The sequence below is a fragment of the Streptomyces sp. NPDC001220 genome, assembly GCF_053597895.1.
The window spans coordinates 916731-936174 of record NZ_JBSFJE010000001.1 but is presented as its reverse complement, the minus strand read 5'-3'; the positions used below and the strand labels follow the sequence as shown (position 1 = coordinate 936174).

Genomic DNA, 19444 nt, shown 5'->3' with positions numbered 1-19444 from the left:
TGCGGGACGGCCTCTCCGTTCCGCATCGTGATAATCAGACCTGTACGTTTGATCCGCGCAGCGATTATGGGCTTATCGGCCCAGTCGTTTCACCCGTCCGTGTCATCCGGCTTGCGGAGCGGGGTGCTGTCCGGTGCGGGAGGCTGGTCCGGGACCGGATCCGGCTTCGACCACGGCCACTTCAGACCTTCTCCGCCGCCACCCCGGCCCGTGGGATCGTACTCGTACTTCCAGCCCTGGGTCAGGCCCAGGCGCTTGCTCTGTCCGCGGGGGACGCGCCGGTAGACCAGGACGGTGGGCGGGCCGCCGGCGGGGTCCGGGACCGGGATGCGGTACGTCTTCGGGGGGTGGCCGGTCATACCGAGCAGCACCGGGAGCACGCGCCCGTCCATGGGGCCGCCCTCGAACGGGGTGTCCTGACTCTTCACGGCACCAGTTTCAGCCATCCGCCGCGAGGGCGTCGACGAGGGCGGCCGTCTGCGGGTCGCGGCGCGCGGTGACGCTCAGTACGGCGACGAACTGGTCCACCAGCCAGTCCCGCAGCTCCTCGACGGCCGGCTGCTTGTCCTCGTCGAGCCAGATCAGGGAGGCCGCCTCGACGGCCGTGATCCACATGCGGACGGTCATCCGCAGCCGGGGCCCGGGGTCGGCGATGCGGAGGTGGCTGAGAATGTGCCGCGCGGCGGCCCGTCGTACGCCGTCCACGGTCGCCGTCGTCCTTGAGGTCTCGACCACGCTGCCGCCCTGGAGCAGGGCGCTGAAGCCGGCGTCGTGCTGGTCGACGAAGGCGAGATAGCGGTCGAGGGCACGGGAGAGGCGGGGCAGCAGGGGGCCCTCGCGGGGTTCGTCGAAGCAGTGCTCCAGCTCCTCGGCGGCCGACCTGAGGGCGGCCTCGTAGAGCTGCTGCTTGCCGCCCGGGAAGTACCGGTACACCAGGGGGCGGGAGACCCCGGCCGCCTCCGCCACGTCGTCGAGGGAGACGTCCTCGGGGACGCGCTGTGCGAAGAGCGAGAGGGCCGCTTCGAGGAGCTGGCTGCGCCGCTCCTCGACGGACAGCCTGCGGTAGGCGGGGGTGGCGGCCTGCGGGGTCATGGGTGCAGCGTATGCGCTCCGCCGGGGGCGCCGCGACGGGCGCCGGCCGTCGTCGGGCACGGCGCCGTCGTGGCCGGTCGCGCCCATCCGGCGGAGCCACATGTCGAATACAGCCCCGCGCCCTTTGGGTGGGACCAGCGCACCTGCCTGAGGGGCGCGGGGAACCGCGCGAGCAACCACCACGCACCCCCGGCCGGAAACCGCCCGGATCAGGCGGCGCCGGCCACCGATGCCAGATAGGCCTTCGGCTACTGGTGGAGGTGTTCCGCTCATCGACGCGAGTACCGTGCCCCATCCGTGCCCGATTGAGCGGTAAACCACGGTGAACCACGGCACCTGACGGGCGCCGAGCAACGCGAAGGCCCCTGACCGTCTCTCCCAGTCAGGGGCCTTTCACCTGCGGTGGGTGTGGGATTTGAACCCACGGTGACGGGCGCCACGACGGTTTTCAAGATTGCTCACGTGGTCGGTCCCTGACTTCCCCGCTTCCACAACACCGTGCCCGATGTTCGCCTCCAACGAGGAGGCGCCAGCCGGAGGAGCAAGGCATCCTCGCCAGGGACCGCCACGGTCCAAACCGTACCGAACCGACTCCGACCGCGTCCAAGGCCGAGCGCCGACCTCAACCGGGGTCAGCCCATGCCTCAGGGACAGTCGGCGCTGGGCCGTCTGAGGGCCGTCCGGGGGCGACCGCCGGCGACGGATGACGACAGGCGACGACAGTCCTTCCCCTGCTCAGCAATGGTCGCCTCGGCACCCGCGCAGGCTCCCATCAGCGAAGCACAGTTGAGGAACAACACGCCAAGGGTGACCATGGCCCGGATTCGAACCGGGGTTTCCGCATCGGGGCGAACCCGCGTACGACGTCCTAGGCCGCTGAACGACACATGGCCAGGCGGATCGTACTGACTCGGAGACCGGCGAGCCCACCTCTTTTCAGGGGATGCCGTCTCAGGTCACCGGCCCAGGTCGAGCCCGTCGCCGCGCCCGGATGGTCACCTGTGCCACTGATCCTCAAATGAGGCCAAATCGCGACCTACTACGACCCGGTCAGATTCGCTCACACTCGGACACATGGGGGCGACCGGCAATCGTGACGAGCACTTATGCCAGCGCTGCGGGGAGACCGACCCGACGGTCCGCAGTCGAGGGCGCATTGATCTCATGGCTGTGCTGTGCGACGGCTGTTGGAATCGGCTCGCCAACGAAATGGCGGAGAAAGAGGGCGCAACGGCGCCACCTCGACCCGCGTTCGACCCCGACGATGTGACGTTTGTGGAGCCGCCGACTTGCCGCCTGTGTGGGGCTGACGTGCGGGTTTATCCCACTGTCTATGATCGATGGGTCCATTTGGCCATGACGGAGCTGCCGGCCAAGGACGTTCCCCGGCCTTTCCGGTGGCGGTTGGTCGAGATCAAGCCCCCTCACTCTCCCGTCGTGATCGATATCGTGGCGGTCCGAGTGCGCGGCATTGATCCGATCCCGGGCGAGCTGGTGACACCGGCCCATCAGTTCCTGTGCGCTGCGGAGCAGGCCGGGCGATCGGTTGTCAAGAGGTCGCTTGATCGGTGACACCAGCGGCTGACACCAACAGCCGCGAACACGGTCGGATTCCGGCGTACTCCGGCGGCCGGCGTCGAGCCGCTTTCCCTGCGAAGTGCAGCGTGCGGAAAGCGTCGTGATCGACCTTATCCAGCTCGAAGGGCAGGTGATCAGGATGGCCAAGAAGCTCACGCCGGGTACGCCGGCGCCGAAGTCGGGACAGTACAAGGTCCCCGGCTCCAAGACCGAGGTCACGGCCGTGAAGGGCAAGCCCCTTCCGCCGACACCCATGGTTGGCCAGGGTTGCACGCTCGTTGACCCGACCAAGCACAAGCCGAAGGGCAAGTGATGGGCGGAGCAGGCTCTTCGGGGCCTGCCCCTCTCACAGCGCGCTTCAACCAACGGCTTGAACTTGGAGTTCCGCTCATGAACGTCTATCCGGCCCACGGGCATCCCGAGGGAACCAGCGGCAGGCCCTGGTTCAGGGCGAGGTAGCTGAACGTCACAGGCCACAGGCGGCCCCACATCCGGGGCCGTCTGTGGGCCGTCCGAGGGCAGCCAACGTCGACCAACAACGACAGAGGGCGACAGCCGGAGCCCAGGTCAGAGACCCGTCAGGCTCCAGCGACCGATGCCAGGTAGGCCTCCGTCTTCTCCGGCTCGTAGAAGAAGTTCTCGAAGTCGGAAGGGTCGTTGAAGCCGTTGGCGAAGCGGTTGGCCACCGGCGGGAGCTGACCTGCCGCACCGATGAGGTTGAGGATGTGCTCCGGCGGGGGCGCCAGCATCGCGTTCGTCCACTTGGTGACGTGCTGGGCGGTGTCCCAGTAGCGGTCGAAGGTCTGCTGCATCCAGGTCTCGTCGAACTCCTTCTCGCCGTGTTCGAGGATCGAGGCGAGATAGGCGGCGGCGCACTTGGCGGCCGAGTTGGAGCCCTGGCCGGTGATCGGGTCGTTGGCGACGACGACGTCCGCGACGCCCAGGACCAGGCCGCCGCCGGGAAGGCGGCCGACGGGGTTGCGGACGGTGGGTGCGTAGCGGCCGGCCAGCGTGCCGCCCGCGTCGGTCAGTTCGGCCTTGGTGGCCCGCGCGTACTCCCAGGGCGTGTACCGCTCCATGAGTTCCAGGGTCAGGGAGAGGTGCTCCGCCGGGTCCTTGACGCCGTTGAAGACGTCCAGCGGGCCGCCGGGTATGCCCTCCCAGAAGAGGATGTCGGCCGGTCCCGAGGTGGTCAGGGTCGGCATGACGAAGAGTTCGCCGACACCGGGGACCAGGTTGCAGCGGACCGCGTGGGAGTCCGGGTGCTCGGGGCGGGGGCCGAGGCCGTGGACGTAGGCGACGGCGAGGGCCCGCTGCGGCTCCGTGTAGGGGGAGCGGGAGGCGTCCCGGCCGAACATCTGGACCAGCTCGCCCTTGCCCGCCGAGACCAGCACCAGGTCGTAGGCGCGGGCGAAGTAGTCGAGGTCGCCGACCGCCGCGCCGTGGATGACCAGCTGGCCGCCGCGCTGGGCGAAGGTCTCCATCCAGCCGGCCATCTTCACCCGCTGGTCGACCGACTGCGCGTACCCGTCGAGCCTGCCCACCCAGTCGATCGCGCGGGCCGCGGGGCCCTCGGCCCAGGAGCCGGGGGCGGCGACCGAGACGCCGAGTCCTTCGATCTTCGGGGCCTGGGACTCCCAGAAGTTCAGCTGGAGATCGCGCTCGTGCTGCAGTGCCGTGTGGAACATGCACTGCGTCGACATGACCCGGCCGGAGCGGATCTCGTCCGCGGTCCGGTTCGACATCAGGGTGACCTCGTAGCCGTGGGACTGGAGGCCGAGGGCGAGCTGGAGACCGGACTGGCCGGCCCCCACGACGAGTATCTTCCGCATGCGGGTGGTGGCTCCTAACGAGGATCTACTCGGGGACTGCCCGAGGACTACTCAGGGGTTTCGTCCAGCGCGTGGGCGACCAGGGACAGCAGTGTCTCGATCACCGGGACACGGCGGCGGGCGTCCATGATCATTACAGGTATGCGCGGCGGGATCGTCAACGCCTCCCGCACGTCCTCGGGTTCGAAGCGCTCGCTGCCGTCGAAGTGGTTGACCGCCACGACGTACGGCAGCCCGCAGCTCTCGAAGTAGTCCAGCGCCGGGAAGCAGTCCTTCAGGCGCCGGGTGTCCGCGAGCACGACGGCCCCGATCGCGCCTCGCACCAGGTCGTCCCACATGAACCAGAACCGTTGCTGGCCCGGCGTGCCGAACAGGTAGAGCACGAGGTCGTCGTCGAGGGTGAGGCGGCCGAAGTCCATGGCCACCGTGGTGGTGAGCTTGCCGGGCGTGGCGGTGAGGTCGTCGGTCTCCTCGCTCGCCTCGGTCATCAGCGCCTCGGTCTGCAGGGGCGTGATCTCCGAGACGGCGGTGACCAGCGTGGTCTTGCCGACACCAAAACCGCCCGCCACGACTATCTTCGTGGCGATGGGGGCCCGGCCGCGGTCCGTCTGCCAGGACCGCACTTGCTCCTCGCCGTCGAGGAGCGGGGCGACGCCGGAGGCGTCAGAGACGGCGTAGTCCACTCAGCACCCTTTCCAGCAGAGCGCGGTCCGGGCGGCCCACGCCGTGACCGGTCCCCGTTCCGTACACACGGATCTTTCCCTGGTCCGCGAGGTCACTGAGCAGGACCCGGACCACACCGAGCGGCATCTTCAGCAGCGCGGCGATCTCGGCCACCGTGCGCATCCGGCGGCACAGTTCGACGATGGCCCGCATCTCCGGCATGACCCGGGTGTTGAGGGAACCATTCGTCAGTTCCTTGCGCTCCTCCGGGGCCTCCAGCGCGGCCGTGCTGCCGACGAACGTCTCCACGAGGAGCACGTGGCCGAAGCGGGTACGGCCGCCGGTGAGCGAGTAGGGGCGGACGCGGGCGGGTTTTCGGTCGCCGCGCACCGGGAGGTTCTGCCTGCGGTTCTTCGGCGCGTTGCTCACTGGCCGCTCCTCGTCGCGTCTGCCTCCAGGGATTTCCTCAGTTCGCTGCGGAGCTCGGGGGTCAGGACGTGACCGGCGCGGCCGACGAACAGCGCCATGTGGTACGCCACGACACTCATGTCGCACTCCGCGGAACCGTGCACGCCGAGCAGCGAGCCGTCGCTGATCGACATCACGAAGAGGCTGCCCTCGTCCATCGCGACCATCGTGTGCTTGACCCCGCCGAAGTCCATCAGCCGGGCGGCGCCGACGGTCAGGCTGCCGATGCCGGAGACGATGGTGGCGAGGTCGGCGGCGGAGCCGCGCGGGCCGCGCCGCCTCTCGGTGCGGGCCTCCCGGGCCGCTTCGTTGCGTCCGGGGTCCGAGGAGAGCAGGAGCAGACCGTCCGAGGAGACCACGGCGACCGACTGGATGCCGGACACCTCCTCCACGAGGTTGCTCAGCAGCCAGTGCAGGTTACGGGCCTCACTGCTCAGTCCGAAGGTACTGGGCGCGGTCAACTGCTTGCCTCCTCGACTGTGCCCCCCGTGGCTTCACCGGATGCGGCTGATCCGGGTACCGCTGCTGTGGTGCCAGGCACCTGGTTCTGGCCGGTCTGCTCGGCGATCTCCGCCGCGACGTCACGGCGGCCGGCGTCGGCGCCGCTGCGGAAGCCGCCGAGCCTGCGGCGCAGGGCGTCGGCGTCGACGCCGGTGCCGCGCTGGCGGGGGGCCGGGGCTTGGGCGGTGATCTTGGGGGTGCGCTTGGGGAGGCCCTTGCTGGTGACCGGGTCCTCGTCGTCGGCGCCGCCGTCCGCGAGGGGACCGTCGGTGCGGGCTTCGCCGAAGCCGTCGGTGCGGGCTTCACCGAAGCCGTCGATGCCACCCGCACCGCCTGTGCGGCTTCCGTGGGCGCCTGCGGGCGGCCCCAGCGGGGACCGCTCACCGTCGGCGCCCGCGGATCGCGGCCGGGTATGCCCCTCGGCGTCAGCGGGATGCGTCCGCTGACCGGCGGCTGGGTAGGCCTGCCCCCCGGCCGCGGGGTACGCCTGCTCTCCGGCGGCAGCGGCGGGGTACGCCTGCTCTCCGGCGGCAGCGGCGGGGTACGGCTGCTCCCCCGCGGTGGCTCGGGGTGGCTGTTCGGGTGTCGCGGTCGGTTGCTCCGAATGGTCCGGGAGCAGGAGTTCCATCGTCGTCTCGGCGAGGGTCTCCGCCGGGGCCTTCGGGCGGCCCGCCGGTTCGGGGGCCGTCGCCCTGGGTACGGCCGCCTGTTCGTGGGCGGGCTGCTCGTCGGCCTTCCGTACGGCCTGCTCCGCCAGCGTGACCAGGGGGTCGCCGGACTTCGGGCGGCCGTGGAGGACGTTGGAGTTGACCTCGGCGTCCGCGCCGGGCAGCGAGAAGCCGTGGGCGCCGCCGGCAGCCGTGGCGGCCGAGGGGACCGCCGTCGCGGGGGCCGCGGCCAGCAGGGCCCGGGGCAGGACCACGACCGCCGCCACCCCGCCCTGCTTCTGCTCGCGCAGCTGCACCCGGACGCCGTGCCGGTGGGCCAGGCGGGCCACGACGTACAGGCCGAGCCCGAGACCGTTCTCGCCCTCCTGGTCGTACGGCGCCTCGGGGTCGAAGTCGGCCAGGCGGCCGTTGAGGCGGACCAGGCGGTCGGCGGTCATGCCGATGCCCTCGTCCTGCACGGAGAGCATGACCTCGCCGCTCTCCAGCAGCCAGGCGGAGATCTCCACGGGCACGTCGGGCGGCGAGAACGAGGTGGCGTTCTCCATGAGTTCGGCGAGCAGGTGGCTGAGGTCGTCGGCGGCGAAGCCGGCCACGTGCGCGTGCGGGGGCAGCGCCGAGATACGGACCCGCTCGTAGCGCTCGATCTCGCTGACCGCCGCCCGCACGACGTCCACCAGCGGGATCGGGCCCGCGTGCTGCTGGACGTGCTCGGTGCCGGCGAGGACCAGGAGGTTCTCGCTGTGCCGGCGCATGACCGTGGCGAAGTGGTCGAGCTTGAAGAGGGTGGCCAGGCGGTCCGGGTCCTGCTCGCGCTCCTCCAGGCCCTCGATGACGGCGAGCTGCCGTTCGACGAGGCCGAGGGTGCGCAGCGCGAGGTTGACGAAGGTGCCGCCGATGCTGGTGCGCAGCCGCTCCAGCTGGTCGCCGGCGGCGGTCAGTTCGGCGCGCAGTTCCTCGCGGGCGTCGGCCATCTTCTGGCGCTGGCCGACCAGGTGCTTGCGGTCGGTCTCCAGGGTGGCGATGCGGTCGTACAGCTCGGCGGCGTGTGCGTGCAGGGCGTTGACCGAGCGGACGACCTGGGCGAACTCGTCGTCGCGGCCGGTGAACGCGACCGGTTCCGCGGTGCGCGGGTCCTCGGCCTCGGCCAGCCGCGCCGATCCCCGGCGGAGCACCGAGAGGGGGCGGGTGAGGGTGCGGGCCATGGCCGTGGCGATGCCGACCGCCACCAGCATCAGGGCGCCCAGCACCGCGATCCGGATCTCCAGCGCGGTGACGTCGTCGTCGCGGAGCCCCGCGAGGTCCTTGGTGCGGTGGTCGTAGAGGGCGGACTCGGCGCCCCGCATCAGGTCGACCCGGGCGGACAGCGCCGTGTCCAGCTTCTTGGTGCCGGTGGCGAGGTCGCCGTCGGAGAGGGTCGGCTGGTCGGTGAGGGCGGCCAGGTACTTGTCGGCGTCGTTGACGTCGTTGCCGGTGACCGTGGAGTCGTACGACTCGACCGCCGCCTCGGGCGCGGTGTCGCGGAAGGCGGCGAGGGCCGCGTCGGCGCGCAGCCTGGCCTGCTGGGCGGCGGCGGTGAGCGCGTCGCGCTGCTTCCGGTCGGCGTCCGAGGTGGTGGTGCTGGTGGTGGGCAGACCGGTGAGCGGGTCGATCGTGGTCCGGGTGGTGCTGGGGATGGCCAGGGCGGCGAGGAGGAGACCCCGGGCGGCCGCGGACTGCTGGACGGCGGAGTCCAGCTCGGCGAGCGCGTAGGCGCCGGAGCCGGCCCTCGGGGGTGTCTGCTCGGCCAGTTCCTCGGCGAGCCGGTGGAGTTCGGTGATGGTCCGGGAGTACGCCTCGTGCGCCTGCAGGGCCGTGCTCTGGCCGGTGAGCGCGGACCGGCGGACGGCCGCGATGCCGTCCAGGTCGGTGCGCAGCCAGCCCGGGATGTCGGTGTTCGCGCGCAGGTCCTCGACCTGGCGGTCGACCCGGGCGCCGCGGTCCTGCGAGGGCGCCTTGGACTTGGGGCGGCCCGCGGCGACGTAGGAGGTGACGTCGTCGCGCTCGTCGGCGAGCGAGTTGGCCAGCGCCAGGGCGTCCTGGGTGCGCCCGGCGAGGGTCACCAGGTCCTGGGAGTCGCTCAGCTGACCGGAGGCGGTCAGCAGGGCGGGCGCGCCGGCCCCCGCGATCGCCGCGGCGACCACCGCCACGGCCACGATCAGCCGCGTGCGGACATGCTTGCGACGGCCAGTGCCGACGGGATCGGCGGCGCCCGTTTCGGAAGCCGTCTTCTTGCCTGTGCGCCGAGGCCGCGTCTTCTGCACCGGTGCTCGCATTCCTGAACTCGTGTACCCAAGGAGCCGGGTGGCACCCCGTCATAATCCCCGGCATTTCGGTGCCAAGTGGTGCGTGTACCCGGTACGTGCACCCGTTATGTAGGTCCCCGACCCTCCCAGCGCCGGTGGGCGGCGGTCTCGCATCGCCTGACCCGCCACCCGAAGGAGTGAACATCGGAGGGGAGTTGGCGGGCAAGTTCCGGCGGAGCGTGCGGAACCCCTTTCCGGCGGGCCGGTTGGACGCGGGCGACAGGCTTTGACAGGATTCGCCACCACGCCTTCCCGGAGTGCGCCATTCCAGCCCAAAACAGGCGGCTGACCTGCGAGACCGCGTATATTCCCGGGCGGTTGCCAGCCTTTGGCGAAGATCGTGAAGGGGTCGTGCAGACTGGCCGGATGCGAACTGAACTCGTTTCGGAACCCGGTGCCCGCGACCGCCCCAACGAGGACTTCGCCGGTGTCGGACTTCCCGCCTCGGGGCAGGGGGGTTGTGCGATCGTCCTGGACGGGGTCACTCCACCCAAGGACGGGACCGGCTGTCTGCATTCCGTCCCCTGGTTCACCGCGCGGCTCGGCGGCGCGCTGACCGAACTGACCCTTTCGGCACCAGATCTGACACTGCGGGAGATCCTCGGACAGGCGATCCGGCGCACAGCCGACGCACATGGTGACACCTGTGACCTTTCTCACCCGCGCACGCCCCAGGCGACGGTCGTCCTGACCCGCTGGTCCGAGGAGACCCTGGAGTACCTCGTCCTGTCCGACTCCGCACTGCTCCTGCGCTCCCCCGACGGCCGGGTCACCCCGGTCCTGGACGACCGGCTCGACCGCGTCCCCCGCTCCTCGCTGGCCTCGGACGCGATCGCCGACGCCACGGTCCGCAACAAGGAGGGCGGCTTCTTCACGGCCGCCGCCGACCCCTCGGTCGCGGCCCGTGCGGTGGCCGGGAGCGTGCCCCGGAACAGGGTCGGCGCGTTCGCCGCCCTCACCGACGGGGCGACCCGCTGGACGGAGAAGTTCCACGAGGGCGACTGGGCGGCCCTCTTCGACGTCGTACGCAAGGAGGGCGCGCGGGCGCTGGTCGACCGGGTACGGGAGCTGGAGGCGGCCGACCGGGAGAAGCGGGCGTTCCTGCGGCGGAGCAAGACGCACGACGACGCGACGGTGGTGTACGTCGAGTTCTGAAGCCCCGGCGCGCCCCGAAGCCCCCCGGTGCGCCTGAAGCCCCCCGGTGCGCCTGAAGCCCCCGGCGGCGGCTACCTCTCCATCACGCCGTTCAGCTGGTGCAGCAGTCGGGCCAGTTCGGCGACCTCCTGGCGGGGCCAGTGGGCGAGCTGGCGGACGTAACGGCCGCGGCGGGCCTCGCGGACCGTGCCGACCCGGCGCCGGCCCTCGTCGGTCAGGGCGACCAGCCAGGCCCGTCCGTCGGCCGGGTCGGGTTCGCGGGCGATCAGCCCGAGCTCCTCCAGCGCCCGCAGCTGGCGTGACATGGTGGCCTTGCCGACGCCGATGTAGGCGGCCAGTTCGGTGGCGCGCTGGCCGCCGCACTCGTCGAGCCGGACCAGCAGACCGTAGGCGGCGGACTCAAGGTCGGGGTGGACCTCCCGGGCCATCTCCCCCTGGTTGGCCCGGGCGCGTCGCAGCAGCACCGTCAACTCGCGTTCCAGGGTCAGGAATTCCTGGTCTGCACCACTTGGCGTCAACCCGGTGGCGGCGCGCTGTTCGTCGCCCTTGTCGTCCTCGTGCACGTCAGCACCCCTGATCGGTTTCGCAGTCCTGAAAGTTTCCGTCAAACCCCGTCATCGCCGCAGCTCGCCAAGTATTCCGCAGGCGTAGACCAACGGCAGCCTCCGGACCCCCTTCCCCGGTGTTCTCCACGTGCGTAGCGTCTCTACCAGGCAATCGATGGCATGCCCACGCCAGCGGTTGGCGTCGCGCCGTGTGACCCCGCGTCGTGTCGCGCCTCTCACGCCGACCGTCTCTGGCATATCTGGGACCCCACCTCACCCCACGGAGGCACGTCATGCCCGTGCACAGACCCGCCCCCACTGTCCTCACCGGACTCCTCGCGCTGCTGCTCGCGACGGTCTCCATGCCCCCGGCCCACGCCGACCCGGCCGCCCCCGCCCGCGGTTCGGCGTACATGGGCATGGGCGTCCTGGCCCACGACGGCCAGAGCGGTACGCCCAAGAGCGGCGACGCCACCCAGACCGAGGGTGTCGACGTCGCCGGCTACCAGGGCAACGTCGCCTGGTCGACCCTGCTGGGCAGCGGGGTCAAATGGGCGTACACCAAGGCGACCGAAGGCACGTACTACACGAACCCCTACTTCACCCAGCAGTACAACGGCTCCTACGACGTGGGCATGATCCGTGGCGCGTACCACTTCGCGACCCCGGACACCACGAGCGGCGCCACCCAGGCCAACTACTTCGTCGACCACGGCGGCGGCTGGTCCAAGGACGGCCGGACCCTCCCCGGCGTCCTCGACATCGAGTGGAACCCGTACGGCGCCGCGTGCTACGGCAAGTCCGCGAGCGCGATGGTCAGCTGGATCGCCGACTTCCTCACCACCTACAAGGCACGCACCGGCCGGAACGCCGTGATCTACACGGCGACCAGCTGGTGGACCGACTGCACCGGCAACTACAGCGGATTCGCCGCCGCCAACCCGCTGTGGGTCGCCCGGTACGCCTCGGACGTGGGCACGCTGCCGGCCGGCTGGTCGTACTACACGGCGTGGCAGTACACGTCGTCCGGCCCGACCGTCGGAGACCACGACAAGTTCAACGGGGCCATTGACCGGGTGATCGCACTCGCCAACGGCTGACACCGCACAGCACGAAGGCCCGGGCCTCCTCGCGGGGACCCGGGCCCTCTTCATCCGGCAGCGTCCGTCACGCCGCTACCGGAACCTCCGGCGTCGCGCCGTTCGTGGCGGGCGCGAGCGCCAGCTCCAGGACCTGGCGGACGTCGGTGACGGCGTGGACGTCGAGCTTGTCCAGCACCTCCGCCGGGACGTCGTCCAGGTCGGCCTCGTTGCGCTTGGGGATGATGACGGTGCTCACCCCGGCGCGCTGGGCGGCGAGCAGCTTCTGCTTCACGCCACCGATCGGCAGCACCCGGCCGGTCAGCGAGACCTCACCGGTCATCGCCACGTCCGTGCGGACCAGCCGGCCGGACAGCAGGGACGCGAGGGCCGTCGTCATGGTGACGCCGGCGCTCGGGCCGTCCTTCGGGACCGCGCCCGCCGGGAAGTGGATGTGCACGCCCCGCTCCTTCAGGTCGCCGACCGGGAGTTCCAGTTCGGCGCCGTGCGAGCGGAGGAAGGACAGGGCGATCTGCGCGCTCTCCTTCATCACGTCACCCAGCTGACCGGTGAGGGTCAGACCCGCCGCGCCCGTCTCCGGGTCGGCCAGGGACGCCTCCACGAAGAGGACGTCGCCGCCCGCTCCGGTGACCGCGAGCCCGGTCGCCACACCCGGGACCGCCGTACGGCGCTCGGCCGGGTCCTGGGCGGACTCGGGCACGTGGTGCGGCCGGCCGATCAGGGCGCGCAGGTCCCCGTCCATGATCGTGAACGGCAGCTCCCGCTCGCCCAGTTCGTGCTGGGCCGCGACCTTGCGCAGCAGCCGGGCGATCGACCGCTCCAGGGTGCGCACGCCCGCCTCGCGGGTGTACTCGCCGGCGAGCTTGCGCAGCGCGCTCTCGTCGAGGATCACCTCGTCCTTGGCCAGTCCGGCCCGCTCCAGCTGGCGCGGAAGCAGGTGGTCACGGGCGATGACGACCTTCTCGTCCTCGGTGTAGCCGTCCAGGCGGACCAGCTCCATACGGTCGAGCAGGGCCTCCGGGATGGCCTCCAGGACGTTGGCGGTGGCCAGGAAGACGACGTCGGACAGGTCGAGTTCCACTTCCAGGTAGTGGTCGCGGAAGGTGTGGTTCTGCGCCGGGTCGAGGACTTCGAGCAGGGCGGCCGCCGGGTCGCCCCGGAAGTCGGACCCCACCTTGTCGATCTCGTCGAGCAGGACGACCGGGTTCATCGAACCGGCCTCCTTGATGGCCCGCACGATCCGGCCGGGCAGCGCACCGACGTACGTACGCCGGTGACCACGGATCTCGGCCTCGTCCCGGACACCGCCGAGGGCGACCCGGACGAACTTGCGCCCCATGGCATGGGCGACGGACTCACCGAGCGAGGTCTTGCCGACGCCGGGCGGGCCGACGAGGGCCAGCACGGCACCGCCACGGCGGCCGCCGATGACTCCGAGACCCCGGTCGCTGCGGCGCTTGCGCACCGCCAGGTACTCGGTGATCCGCTCCTTCACGTCCTCCAGGCCGGCGTGCTCGGCGTCCAGGACCGCCTTGGCGCCCTGGATGTCGTACTGGTCCTCGGTCCGCTCGTTCCACGGCAGTTCGAGCACCGTGTCCAGCCAGGTGCGGATCCATGAGCCCTCGGGCGACTGGTCGCTGGACCGCTCCAGCTTGTCGACCTCCTTGAGGGCGGCCTCGCGGACCTTCTCCGGCAGGTCGGCGGCCTCCACGCGGGCGCGGTAGTCGTCGGACTCCTCGCCGTCCTTCGCGGAGTCGCCGTTCAGCTCGCGCAGTTCCTTGCGGACGGCTTCGAGCTGGCGGCGGAGCAGGAACTCGCGCTGCTGCTTGTCGACGCCCTCCTGGACGTCCTTGGCGATCGTCTCGGCCACGTCCTGCTCGGCGAGGTGGTCGCGCAGCTGCTGGGTGGCGAGCTTGAGACGGGCGACCGGGTCGGTGGTCTCCAGGAGCTCGATCTTCTGCTCGGTGGTCAGGAAGGGCGAGTAACCGGAGTTGTCGGCGAGCTGGGACACCTCGTCGATGGCCTGCACCCGGTCCACGACCTGCCAGGCGCCGCGCTTGCGCAGCCAGGCGGTGGCGAGGGCCTTGTACTCCTTGACCAGTTCGGTGACATGACCGGGCACCGGTTCCGGGACGTTCTCCTCGATACGGGTGCCCTCCACCCACAGGGCGGCACCCGGGCCGGTGGTACCGGCGCCGATGCGGACGCGGTGACGGCCGCGGATCAGCGCGCCGGGGTCACCGTCGGCCAGCCGGCCGACCTGCTCCACGGTGCCGAGCACACCGGTGCTCGGGTAGGTCCCGTCGATACGCGGCACCAGCAGCACCCTGGGCTTGCCGGGCTCGGTACGGGCGGCGGCCTGGGCGGCCTCCACGGCGGCACGTACATCGGGGTCCTTGAGGTCCAGCGGGACCACCATCCCGGGCAGCACGACCTCGCCGTCGAGCGGCAGCACAGGGAGGGTGAGTGATGCGGACGTCGAAGCCATGATCTCCCCTTCGGCATTGAACTTGAGCTATGCCGACTCAATGCATGTGAGCCTCGGAATGTTCCCCGGGCCGCGTTCGCTCTGAGCGATCGGGTGGTGACCTGGCGGTATGGCACCTGTGAAAGAAAAACAGTGGACCGGCACGGGTGCATTCCCCCTACGGTCGGCCGATGACCGACACCGACGCGGCCCTGCTGGCCGCCTACGACGCCCAGATGCGCGCCGTCCAGCCCGTCCCCGCGCCCGGGATCACCTACCAGCACGACGGCCCCGTGCTCCGGGTCGTGGGCCAGCACCGCGGCTTCGTGACCGGGCCGCGTGACTGGGGCGGTGTGCGCGGCCCCGAGCTGGACGCGCTGATCGCCCGGCAACGGGACTTCTTCGCGGCCCGCGGGGAGGCGGTGGAATGGAAGACGCGCGGGCACGACGACCCGGCGGACCTCCCCGGCCGGCTGCGCGCGGCGGGCTTCGTGCCCGAGCCGCGGGAGACCGTCGTGATCGCCCCGGTCGAGGAGCTGGCCGCACGGTCTCCGGCGCTTCCCCCGGAGGTGGCCCTGCGCCGGGTCACCGCCGACGCGGACCTGGACCGCATCGCGGCGCTGGAGACGGCGGTGTGGGGTGAGGACATGGCGTGGATCGCCGGGTACCTGCGGGGCCGGCTCACGGTCGCACCCGACGACAACGAGGTGTACGTGGCCGAGGCGGCCGGGGAGGTCGTGTCGGCGGCCTGGGTGGCCTTCCGGCCCGGCACGGACTTCGCCGTGCTGCTGGGCGGCTCCACACTCGCCGAGTGGCGGGGCAAGGGCGTCTACCGCGCCCTGGTGGCCCTGCGGGCGACCCGGGCGGCCGCCCGGAACGCGCCCTACCTCCTCGTGGAGGCCTCGGCCGACAGCGCCCCGATCCTGAAGCGGCTGGGCTTCAGGGCGGTGACGACCACGACCCCGTACGTCTGGACCCCGGCTCACTGACGCAGTCCACACGGCGCGCCACGGCGGCGGGCAGCGGCTCCTGGAATCCCGGAGCCGGCCAAGGGGCCCGCGGCGTCGCGCCGGGACTGAGCCCCTGCGTCACGGAGCGGTCGTGGCCGTACCGCTCGCGCCCGCCCGGGCCTGTTCCCGGTACCAGCGCCGGACCGCAGGCCAGAGCGCCGTCCCGATGCCCAGTGAGATCAGATGGCCCCAGTTGGTCATCGGGTCCTCGAAGGCGATGAGGTCCGTGACGAGGCTGTAGCCGACCACGGCGAGCAGGGGCCAGCGCAGCCAGGGGGTGAGCAGGCCGGAGAGGGCGCCGATGCTGGCGGCCACGCCGAAGCTGATGCCGTAGTCGAGGCGGTGCAGGGAACTGTCGGGGAGGTGGCCGACCAGGACCGCGAAACCGACCGGGACCTCGGTGGCGAGGGTGGCCAGCACATGGCCCGTCAGGAAGACGAGGATCGTCCGGGCACCCCCTATCCGCCGCTCCAGCGCGGTCAGGACCAGCACGAAGGCGAGGGCGTACGGGGAGAGGAGACCGCCGGCGACCCACAGCGCACTGGCCAGCAGGACGAAGACGGGCGTGCGCAGGAGGTGGGCGACGTCGGTGCTGGAGTCCTGGTAGACGGCGTGCAGCAGGCCGGGGCCGGCGTAGACGGCGAAGAGCGAGGTCAGGGCCAGGACAGCCGTGTAGGCGAAGGTGACCGGGGCGCCGGTGGGGGTGGGGAGCAGGCGCCAGGGACGGAGGCGGAGGGCGGGGCGCAGGGCCCTCGGGGCGGGGAGCCCGTCCGAGCCGCGCTGGCGGGGCACACCGTCCAGCAGGACGGCCACCTCCGCCGCGGGGAACGGCCCCGCCGCCAGAGCCCCCGGCGAAGTCGCCAGAACGGGCTCCGGCGTGGGCGTCGACGCGGCCCCAACGGTCCGTTCCACGGTGAGGCGCTCCTTCCGTTTCACCTCACCAGCCTTCGCCGTCCCGCGAGTCGCTGTCTATGACCGAGGCCACGCGGAGAGCGATTCACAGGATTTTCCGAATAACTGTGAGGGGTCGGGAGGAAACCATATGAGTCACCTGCGGCCGACTGCGGGCGCGAAGCGCCGGGCGGCCCCTCGAACGAGTGACACCCGGGGGGACCGTCCGACACCCGTAATTCGCGTGGCCGCAAAGCCCTGTTGGGGCAGGATGGCCGGCATGGCGAACATCATGGGCCCGGTGTCCGTGGACGACGGTCCCCCCGTGGTCCTGGACCGGCGCGAGGGGCCGTACGGCGAGGTGGTCCTGCGCAGACACGGCGGGCTGCTGCAGATCATCGCCAACGGCTGCTTCCTGATGGACACCTCCGACGGCCGCTCGGAGCGGCTGCTCGTGGACGCCGCCCGGGACGCCCTGGACGGACGGGCGGAGCCGGCCGTGCTGATCGGCGGGCTCGGCGTCGGGTTCTCGCTCGCGCACGCCGCGCGGGACCCCCGCTGGGGGCGGATCACGGTCGTGGAGCGGGAGCCGGCGGTCGTGGACTGGCACCGGGACGGCCCGCTGTCGCCGCTGTCCGCGGGCGCGTTCGCCGATCCGCGCACGGTGATCGTCGAAAACGATCTCGTCGCGTACGTCAATGAGACTTCCGACACATTCGACGCGCTGTGCCTGGACATCGACAACGGGCCCGGCTGGACCGTCGACGAGGACAACGAGGGCCTCTACTCACCGGCCGGACTCGCAAGCTGCGCAAGGGTGTTGAGGCCGGGCGGGGTGCTCGCCGTATGGTCCGCGCAGCCCTCTGCCGAATTCGAGGAAACCTTGTGGAATGCCGGGTTCAAACAGGTGCGTACCGAAGAGATCCCGGTTGCCCGGGGCGTTCCGGACGTCGTTCACCTTGCCGTCCGCCCTGGATAGCGAGTGCGGCGCCTGTCCCCGTAATGTGCATCCCTGACGCGGATCATTCAAGCGTCAATCGCAGTCATGGGATCACCCCACTGGTTCCGGAAAGCACACAGGGGCGGGCGATGGAGCAGACACACACCTCCCACAACGGCACGGCGACGGCTACTCCGGGCGCCCAGCGCCGGGTTCTGGTCGTCGAGGACGACCCCACGATCGTCGACGCCATCGCGGCCCGCCTGCGCGCCGAGGGATTTCTCGTGCAAACCGCGGGCGACGGGCCGGCGGCCGTCGACACCGCCGAGGCCTGGCAGCCCGATCTGCTGATCCTCGACATCATGCTGCCCGGCTTCGACGGTCTGGAGGTCTGCCGTCGCGTGCAGGCCCAGCGGCCGGTGCCGGTGCTGATGCTCACCGCGCGCGACGACGAGACCGACATGCTGGTCGGCCTCGGGGTCGGCGCCGACGACTACATGACCAAGCCGTTCTCCATGCGGGAGCTGGCGGCCCGGGTGCACGTCCTGCTACGCCGGGTGGAGCGGGCGGCCGTCGCGGCCTCCACCCCCCGGTCCGGCATCCTGCGCCTGGGCGAGCTGGAGATCGACCACGCGCAGCGCCGGGTGCGGGTGCGCAGCGAGGACGTGCATCTCACGCCGACCGAGTTCGACCTGCTGGTGTGCCTGGCCAACACCCCGCGCGCGGTGCTCTCCCGTGAGCAGCTGCTCGCCGAGGTGTGGGACTGGGCGGACGCCTCCGGCACCCGCACGGTCGACAGCCACATCAAGGCGCTGCGCCGGAAGATCGGCGCCGAGCGGATCCGCACCGTGCACGGTGTGGGCTACGCGCTGGAGACACCGACGCCATGACCGCCGGGCCGGCCGGACCGAGAGGCCCCGGGGAGGAGCCCTGGGGCACCGTGCGCCCGTTCTCGATCAAGACCAAGCTCGGCGCGCTGGTCGTCGTCTCGGTCCTGATCACCACGGGTCTGTCGATGATCGCGGTGCACACCAAGACGGAGCTCCGCTTCATCACGGTCTTCTCGATGATCGCCACACTGCTGATAACGCAGTTCGTGGCCCATTCGCTCACCGCGCCGCTGGACGACATGAACGCGGTGGCCCGGTCCATCTCGCAGGGTGACTACACGCGCCGGGTGCGGGAGAACCGCCGGGACGAGCTGGGCGACCTGGCCGAGACGATCAACGTCATGGCCGACGAGCTGGAGGCCCAGGACCGCCAGCGCAAGGAACTGGTGGCGAACGTCTCGCACGAGCTGCGCACGCCCATCGCGGGGCTGCGGGCCGTCCTGGAGAACGTCGTCGACGGGATCGCCGAGCCGGACACCGAGACCATGCGCACGGCCCTCAAGCAGACCGAGCGCCTCGGACGGCTCGTGGAGACCCTGCTGGACCTCTCCCGCCTGGACAACGGCGTCGTACCGCTGCGGCAGCGCCGCTTCGAGGTGTGGCCGTACCTCTCGGGCGTGCTCAAGGAGGCCAACATGGTCGCCGGGGCGCGCGGTCTGGCCTCGAACTCCGGCAGTCACACCCGGACGGACGTCCATCTGCACCTGGACGTCTCCCCGCCGGAGCTGACCGCGCACGCCGACCCGGAGCGCATCCACCAGGTGGTGGCGAACCTCATCGACAACGCGGTCAAGCACAGCCCGCCGCACGGGCGGGTGACCCTGAAGGCCCGGCGCGGCCTGCAGCCGGAGTCGCTGGAGCTGGAGGTCCTGGACGAGGGCCCCGGCATTCCGCGCTCGGAGTGGCACCGCGTCTTCGAACGCTTCAACCGGGGAGCCGTACGACGGCCGCACGGGCCCGGCAGCGACGGCGGCACGGGGCTGGGACTGGCGATCGCCCGGTGGGCGGTGGATCTGCACGGCGGCCGGATCGGCGTGGCCGAATCCGACCGGGGCTGCAGGATTATCGTCACCCTCCCGGGGCTTTGATCCCTGCCAAGTTGACGTAAAGTTCGATCCGGAGCCTCAAGATCCACCTGCGGTCCCACGGACGCCCGCGCAGCCGGACACGTGTGATCAGGTGCGGCCTCCGCGCACGTCGCGACGGGGGCCGGAGCGAGGTGATCACCGGCGCGGCGGAGCCATGCCCGATTCAGTCCTCTCACAGCGGAACCACGCTTGTTTCCCGCCATTTCAAGGCCCG

At 71.2% G+C, this 19444-nt stretch carries 18 protein-coding genes and 1 tRNA gene; 8 read left to right on the top strand and 11 right to left on the bottom strand.

Going from position 1 to position 19444, the window contains the following annotated elements:
* Window positions 1-89 precede the first annotated feature (89 nt).
* The 3 genes from ACWDGI_RS04375 to ACWDGI_RS04365 all read right to left on the bottom strand — a co-directional run bounded on the left by ACWDGI_RS04375 (window position 90) and on the right by ACWDGI_RS04365 (window position 1985).
* A complete protein-coding gene (locus tag ACWDGI_RS04375) occupies window positions 90-428 on the bottom strand; it encodes a hypothetical protein (protein ID WP_450755149.1) in 339 nt (112 codons plus the stop codon).
* Between the two features lie 10 nt (window positions 429-438).
* On the bottom strand, window positions 439-1092 hold the full coding sequence (locus tag ACWDGI_RS04370; RefSeq protein ID WP_450755147.1) for a TetR/AcrR family transcriptional regulator: 654 nt from the start codon (window positions 1090-1092) through the stop codon (window positions 439-441).
* A gap of 808 nt (window positions 1093-1900) precedes the next feature.
* Window positions 1901-1985 (bottom strand) — tRNA-OTHER (locus tag ACWDGI_RS04365).
* A 181-nt stretch (window positions 1986-2166) separates the two neighbouring features.
* On the opposite strand from ACWDGI_RS04365, the gene ACWDGI_RS04360 reads away from it, so the two are divergent.
* Together ACWDGI_RS04360 and ACWDGI_RS04355 are read left to right on the top strand one after the other, a co-directional pair.
* Window positions 2167-2664 carry a DUF6083 domain-containing protein gene (locus tag ACWDGI_RS04360; RefSeq protein WP_450755145.1) on the top strand — a complete coding sequence of 166 codons (498 nt, stop codon included), beginning with the start codon at window positions 2167-2169 and terminating at the stop codon, window positions 2662-2664.
* A 106-nt stretch (window positions 2665-2770) separates the two neighbouring features.
* Window positions 2771-2983: a hypothetical protein gene (locus tag ACWDGI_RS04355; RefSeq protein WP_450755143.1), complete on the top strand. Its 213-nt coding sequence runs from the start codon at window positions 2771-2773 to the stop codon at window positions 2981-2983.
* A gap of 265 nt (window positions 2984-3248) precedes the next feature.
* Here the strand turns inward: ACWDGI_RS04355 and ACWDGI_RS04350 are convergent, their stop codons facing one another.
* From ACWDGI_RS04350 to ACWDGI_RS04330, 5 genes are read right to left on the bottom strand one after another with little or no spacing between them, the layout of a single operon-like run.
* Window positions 3249-4502 (bottom strand): styrene monooxygenase/indole monooxygenase family protein, encoded by a 1254-nt coding sequence (locus ACWDGI_RS04350; RefSeq protein WP_450755141.1) that lies wholly within the window; start codon window positions 4500-4502, stop codon window positions 3249-3251.
* A gap of 47 nt (window positions 4503-4549) precedes the next feature.
* Window positions 4550-5185: a GTP-binding protein gene (locus ACWDGI_RS04345; RefSeq protein ID WP_450755139.1), complete on the bottom strand. Its 636-nt coding sequence runs from the start codon at window positions 5183-5185 to the stop codon at window positions 4550-4552.
* Window positions 5166-5594 (bottom strand): DUF742 domain-containing protein, encoded by a 429-nt coding sequence (locus tag ACWDGI_RS04340; protein ID WP_365801610.1) that lies wholly within the window; start codon window positions 5592-5594, stop codon window positions 5166-5168. The genes ACWDGI_RS04345 and ACWDGI_RS04340 overlap by 20 nt, the downstream gene beginning before the upstream one ends.
* Window positions 5591-6094, bottom strand: coding sequence for a roadblock/LC7 domain-containing protein (locus ACWDGI_RS04335; RefSeq protein ID WP_450755136.1), 504 nt, complete (start codon window positions 6092-6094; stop codon window positions 5591-5593). Before ACWDGI_RS04335 ends, ACWDGI_RS04340 begins: the two co-directional genes overlap by 4 nt.
* A complete protein-coding gene (locus ACWDGI_RS04330) occupies window positions 6091-9102 on the bottom strand; it encodes a nitrate- and nitrite sensing domain-containing protein (RefSeq protein ID WP_450755134.1) in 3012 nt (1003 codons plus the stop codon). The genes ACWDGI_RS04335 and ACWDGI_RS04330 overlap by 4 nt, the downstream gene beginning before the upstream one ends.
* A gap of 408 nt (window positions 9103-9510) precedes the next feature.
* Here ACWDGI_RS04330 and ACWDGI_RS04325 point away from each other — a divergent pair, with 408 nt between their 5' ends.
* Window positions 9511-10299: a protein phosphatase 2C domain-containing protein gene (locus ACWDGI_RS04325; RefSeq protein ID WP_450755132.1), complete on the top strand. Its 789-nt coding sequence runs from the start codon at window positions 9511-9513 to the stop codon at window positions 10297-10299.
* Between the two features lie 71 nt (window positions 10300-10370).
* Here the strand turns inward: ACWDGI_RS04325 and ACWDGI_RS04320 are convergent, their stop codons facing one another.
* Complete coding sequence (locus ACWDGI_RS04320) at window positions 10371-10862, bottom strand: MarR family winged helix-turn-helix transcriptional regulator (RefSeq protein WP_450755130.1); 492 nt, start codon at window positions 10860-10862, stop codon at window positions 10371-10373.
* A 275-nt stretch (window positions 10863-11137) separates the two neighbouring features.
* Between ACWDGI_RS04320 and ACWDGI_RS04315 the strand changes: the two genes are divergently transcribed.
* A complete protein-coding gene (locus ACWDGI_RS04315; protein ID WP_450755128.1) occupies window positions 11138-11944 on the top strand; it encodes a lysozyme in 807 nt (268 codons plus the stop codon).
* 67 nt (window positions 11945-12011) lie between these two features.
* On the opposite strand, the gene lon is transcribed toward ACWDGI_RS04315, so the two are convergent.
* Window positions 12012-14432: an endopeptidase La gene (gene lon, locus ACWDGI_RS04310; RefSeq protein ID WP_450755126.1), complete on the bottom strand. Its 2421-nt coding sequence runs from the start codon at window positions 14430-14432 to the stop codon at window positions 12012-12014.
* Window positions 14433-14602: 170 nt separating this feature from the next.
* Between lon and ACWDGI_RS04305 the strand changes: the two genes are divergently transcribed.
* The gene (locus ACWDGI_RS04305; protein ID WP_450755124.1) at window positions 14603-15400 is read left to right on the top strand and encodes a GNAT family N-acetyltransferase; all 798 of its coding nucleotides are present in this window, start codon (window positions 14603-14605) and stop codon (window positions 15398-15400) included.
* Window positions 15401-15499: 99 nt separating this feature from the next.
* Here the strand turns inward: ACWDGI_RS04305 and ACWDGI_RS04300 are convergent, their stop codons facing one another.
* Complete coding sequence (locus ACWDGI_RS04300) at window positions 15500-16333, bottom strand: rhomboid-like protein (protein WP_450755122.1); 834 nt, start codon at window positions 16331-16333, stop codon at window positions 15500-15502.
* Between the two features lie 259 nt (window positions 16334-16592).
* Here ACWDGI_RS04300 and ACWDGI_RS04295 point away from each other — a divergent pair, with 259 nt between their 5' ends.
* The 3 genes from ACWDGI_RS04295 to ACWDGI_RS04285 all read left to right on the top strand — a co-directional run bounded on the left by ACWDGI_RS04295 (window position 16593) and on the right by ACWDGI_RS04285 (window position 19230).
* Window positions 16593-17291 (top strand): spermine/spermidine synthase domain-containing protein, encoded by a 699-nt coding sequence (locus ACWDGI_RS04295; protein WP_450755120.1) that lies wholly within the window; start codon window positions 16593-16595, stop codon window positions 17289-17291.
* Between the two features lie 110 nt (window positions 17292-17401).
* The gene (locus tag ACWDGI_RS04290; protein WP_351747300.1) at window positions 17402-18142 is read left to right on the top strand and encodes a response regulator transcription factor; all 741 of its coding nucleotides are present in this window, start codon (window positions 17402-17404) and stop codon (window positions 18140-18142) included.
* On the top strand, window positions 18139-19230 hold the full coding sequence (locus ACWDGI_RS04285) for a HAMP domain-containing sensor histidine kinase (protein ID WP_450755118.1): 1092 nt from the start codon (window positions 18139-18141) through the stop codon (window positions 19228-19230). The genes ACWDGI_RS04290 and ACWDGI_RS04285 overlap by 4 nt, the downstream gene beginning before the upstream one ends.
* Window positions 19231-19444: the final 214 nt, after the last annotated feature.

What these genes read in the sequence shown, in the direction of transcription:
- ACWDGI_RS04370 (WP_450755147.1), bottom strand. Translation starts at nt 1,092, where the DNA reads ATGACCCCGCAGGCCGCCACCCCCGCCTACCGCAGGCTGTCCGTCGAG.
- ACWDGI_RS04360 (WP_450755145.1), top strand. Translation starts at nt 2,167, where the DNA reads ATGGGGGCGACCGGCAATCGTGACGAGCACTTATGCCAGCGCTGCGGG.
- ACWDGI_RS04350 (WP_450755141.1), bottom strand. Translation starts at nt 4,502, where the DNA reads ATGCGGAAGATACTCGTCGTGGGGGCCGGCCAGTCCGGTCTCCAGCTC.
- ACWDGI_RS04325 (WP_450755132.1), top strand. Translation starts at nt 9,511, where the DNA reads ATGCGAACTGAACTCGTTTCGGAACCCGGTGCCCGCGACCGCCCCAAC.
- ACWDGI_RS04315 (WP_450755128.1), top strand. Translation starts at nt 11,138, where the DNA reads ATGCCCGTGCACAGACCCGCCCCCACTGTCCTCACCGGACTCCTCGCG.
- lon (WP_450755126.1), bottom strand. Translation starts at nt 14,432, where the DNA reads ATGGCTTCGACGTCCGCATCACTCACCCTCCCTGTGCTGCCGCTCGAC.
- ACWDGI_RS04305 (WP_450755124.1), top strand. Translation starts at nt 14,603, where the DNA reads ATGACCGACACCGACGCGGCCCTGCTGGCCGCCTACGACGCCCAGATG.
- ACWDGI_RS04295 (WP_450755120.1), top strand. Translation starts at nt 16,593, where the DNA reads ATGGCGAACATCATGGGCCCGGTGTCCGTGGACGACGGTCCCCCCGTG.
- ACWDGI_RS04290 (WP_351747300.1), top strand. Translation starts at nt 17,402, where the DNA reads ATGGAGCAGACACACACCTCCCACAACGGCACGGCGACGGCTACTCCG.
- ACWDGI_RS04285 (WP_450755118.1), top strand. Translation starts at nt 18,139, where the DNA reads ATGACCGCCGGGCCGGCCGGACCGAGAGGCCCCGGGGAGGAGCCCTGG.